The sequence below is a fragment of the Microbacterium sp. genome (assembly GCF_049661145.1).
In the GTDB taxonomy this organism is placed as follows: Bacteria; Actinomycetota; Actinomycetes; order Actinomycetales; family Microbacteriaceae; genus Microbacterium.
The window spans coordinates 1-3196 of the sequence record NZ_JBASZT010000279.1; the positions used below are offsets into that span (position 1 = coordinate 1).

The window sequence follows — 3196 nt, forward strand, 5'->3', positions numbered from 1 at the left end:
GGGCACTCGACCGGCCCGCTCGCGCCGCGCGGCGCGTGGCTGCTCGCCGTCGCCTGCGGATTCGTGGACGCGACGGCGAACCTCTTGTTGCTGCTCGCGCTACGGGCAGGCGGCGACCTCGCGATCGTCGCCGCCCTCACCGCGATGTACCCAGCGGGAACGGTGCTGCTGGCGGCGGTCGTGCTGCGCGAGCGGATCGCCGCAGTGCAGTGGGTGGGCCTCGCTCTCGCCCTCACCGCGGGGATCATGCTCGCGACCGGCTGACGGCGGGCGCGGTCTCAGCTTTTCAGAGGCGCTGCCGCGCCGTGGGGCGAGAAGGTCTGGCTCATGTCGCGAGACTTTCGCGTCAGCCACGTAGAAAGTACAGCACCCAGCCGGTGACGAGGCTCAGGATGCCGAGGGCCAGCATTCCCGCGGCCGACCAGGCGAGGGCCCGCAGAGCCGGCGGACGACGGGCCATCCGTATGCGCCCGCGCCAACCGTGGCGGTACCAGAGCGTCATCGTCTCGGCATCCCCGAGGGCGCGTACGTCTTCCGGCGACAACGACGCACTGTTGGCGTCGCCATCGGCGTCGAACCAACGGGCGACCGGGGTCTCGCCGTCACGGTCGATGATCGCTTCGGCGCACAACCAGGTGCCGTCGGCAGCCCACACCGCTACCGCCGCCGCCGCGAGGACGATGAACCCGCCGACACCGATCCACGTGAAGATCTCGAGAAGCACATCGACCGTATGATCCATGGCTCTCCTCGGGAAAGCGGAGTGCGGAAGCAAGGGCGCGGAAGAAACTGGAGCCGCCTGAGAGAATCGAACTCTCGACCTTCTCATTACGAGTGAGATGCTCTGCCGACTGAGCTAAGGCGGCGCAGGGCGCGGACGCCATGCACGATGTTCGATCTTACAGGGTCCCCCGCCGCGCTGCGAACCCGGGCGAGATCGACACCGATCGCGCCGGTTGTCGCCGAGCGTGCCGGCTATTGCGCGCATCCAACCGGCCGGGTCGGCAGCAACCAGCGCAGTCGGCGACCAGCGGCGAGCCGGCTCGCACAGCCACTCCGCTCAACCGGAGCAGGTCAGGCCGTTCTCCGGCACCGTCCCGTCGAGCAGGTATCTCTCGACGGCGGTGTCGACGCACGCGTTGCCCTTGGCGTAGCCGGTGTGTCCCTCCCCCTCACGAGTGACGAGCACTCCGGAGGACAGTTGGCCGGCCAGCGAGACCGACCACTCGTACGGCGTCGCGGGGTCGTTCGTCGTTCCCACGACGACGATCGGCGCCGCACCGTCGGCGGCGATCTTCTCGCGCACGCCCGTGGACGGATACGGCCAGACCTCGCACACGTCGACGTTCTCCCAGTACGGAGCGATCGTGGGCGCCTGCGACGCGATGCGGGCGGCCGCGGCATCCTGATCCGCCTGCGAGGTGTCCAGCGGATAGTCCATGCAGTTGTAGGCGCGGAACGCCTCGGTGGAGTTGTCGGAGTACGTCCCGTCCGCCTCGCGACTGTTGTAGAAATCCGCCAGCAGCAGCGCCGTCGACGGGTCCCCCTGCAACGCCTCGTCGAGCGCCTGCGTCAGGTACGGCCAGCTGTTCTGCGCGTAAAGCGCGGCGATGATGCCGGTCAGGAGCGTGTCGGCACCCAGCATGCGCCCGTCGTCGCCACGCAGCGGGTTCGTATCGACCGAGGCCAGCAGCGTCCCGAGATCGGCCATCGCGTCGTCGACGCGCCCGGTGAAGGGGCAGTCGCTCCCGGCGAGACAGTCGGCCATGTACGCACGCAGCGCCGACTCGAAGCCGACCGCCTGCGTCGTGCTGACCTCCAGGCCCGACACCGACGGGTCGATCGCGCCGTCGAGCACGATGCGTCCCGCGCGCTCAGGGAACAGCTTCGCGTAGGTCGCGCCGAGGAACGTACCGTAGGAGTAGCCGAGGTAGTTCAGCTTCGCATCTCCCAGCACTCCCCGCAGCAGATCCATGTCGCGGGCCGCGTTGTCGGTCGTGATGTACGGCAGGATGCCGTCGGAGTTCGCTTCGCACGCCGCGACGAACTCCTGATTGCGCTCGGTGAGCTCTGCCGTCCAGCCGTCGCTGCCTCGGGGATCCGCGGGGATGTCATAGAGCACGTGGTCCATGCCCGCAGCATCGAGGCACCTAACCGCGGTGGAGCGCCCCACGCCGCGCGGGTCGAAGCCGATGACGTCGTACGCATCCAGCACGGGCTCGCTCACCGCGAACGTCGCCGAGTCGGCGATGAGGTCGTAGCCGCTCGCCCCCGGTCCGCCCGGGTTGGTCAAGAGCGACCCGATCGCGTCGCGTCCCGTCGCGGCACGGCGGATGAGCGCGAGATCGAGCGTCCCGGCATCCGGGTTGGACCAGTCCAGCGGCGCCGTCACCGTCGTGCAGTCGTAGTATCCCGAGTCGGCTCCCGAGCACGAGCCCCAGTCGAGGCTCTGCGTGTAGAACTCCTCGAACCCGGTGGGGATGCCGCTGAGGTCGGGCTGCCGACTCGGGGCGGGCATCGCAGAGCTCTCCGGTGGGATCGCGGCGTACAGGCAACCCGCCAGTGCGGTCGCGACGGCCACCAGCGCGGCGACGACGACAACGGCGCGGCGGGACGAGCGACGGCGGGGGTGGGTCGCGTTCACAGCATCCTTCCGCTCGCGACGGTCACGAGCATGCTCTCCAGGGCCAGCGCGGGGGCGGCGTTGCCCTCGAGGTTGGTGCGGGTCTGGGCGATCGCGTCGATGACGATCAGGGTGCGCGGCGGCGACCACGCCGTAGCGAGGGCCGCGAGCTCGGGCGCGAGTTCGCGGTTGATGAGGTCGCCGTCCCGGCCGAACTGCAGCATGAGCACGTCGCGGTACATCGACTCCAGGTCGGTGAGGACCCGATCGATGCCGTCGCGGAGGCTCCGCGTCGCCCGCCGCTTCTGATCGTCCTCCAACGCCCCGAGCTGGCCGCGCACGGCCGGCGGCACCGCCTGACCGGGCGCGATCCCGAGCGTGCGCAGCAGCGCCTCGCGCTCGGCCTCGTCGCGTTCGGCGGTGAGGGCCTTCGCGTCCTCGGTGGCCAGCTGCACGATGCGTGCGGCGGTCTCCACCGCACCGCCCACTCCGCGGACGGCGAGCACGGCGCGCAGCGTCTCGTCGCGGCGCTCCCGGGCGTCCTCATCGGTCGCGAGCCGCACCGCCATGCCG

The 3196-nt window shown here is 70.3% G+C and carries 4 protein-coding genes and 1 tRNA gene; 1 reads left to right on the top strand and 4 read right to left on the bottom strand.

All coding sequences use genetic code 11. The features are described from left to right. The coding region (locus WBP48_RS11705; protein WP_424440614.1) for an EamA family transporter at nucleotides 1-264 on the top strand (264 nt) is incomplete at its 5' end. An 82-nt stretch (nucleotides 265-346) separates the two neighbouring features. Here WBP48_RS11705 and WBP48_RS11710 read toward each other — a convergent pair. The 4 genes from WBP48_RS11710 to WBP48_RS11725 form a co-directional block, all read right to left on the bottom strand. Next, nucleotides 347-742: a hypothetical protein gene (locus WBP48_RS11710; protein WP_424440616.1), complete on the bottom strand. Its 396-nt coding sequence runs from the start codon at nucleotides 740-742 to the stop codon at nucleotides 347-349. Nucleotides 743-790: 48 nt separating this feature from the next. Beyond that, nucleotides 791-866 (bottom strand) — tRNA-Thr (locus WBP48_RS11715). A gap of 194 nt (nucleotides 867-1060) precedes the next feature. Next, on the bottom strand, nucleotides 1061-2644 hold the full coding sequence (locus WBP48_RS11720; RefSeq protein ID WP_424440618.1) for an alpha/beta hydrolase: 1584 nt from the start codon (nucleotides 2642-2644) through the stop codon (nucleotides 1061-1063). Then, nucleotides 2641-3196: DNA polymerase III subunit delta' C-terminal domain-containing protein (locus tag WBP48_RS11725; RefSeq protein ID WP_424440620.1), on the bottom strand; the 556-nt coding region annotated here is incomplete at its 5' end. The genes WBP48_RS11720 and WBP48_RS11725, both read right to left, overlap by 4 nt.

Excerpts from the sequence above, each read along its gene's own strand:
- WBP48_RS11710 (WP_424440616.1), bottom strand. The coding sequence starts at position 742 with ATGGATCATACGGTCGATGTGCTTCTCGAGATCTTCACGTGGATCGGT.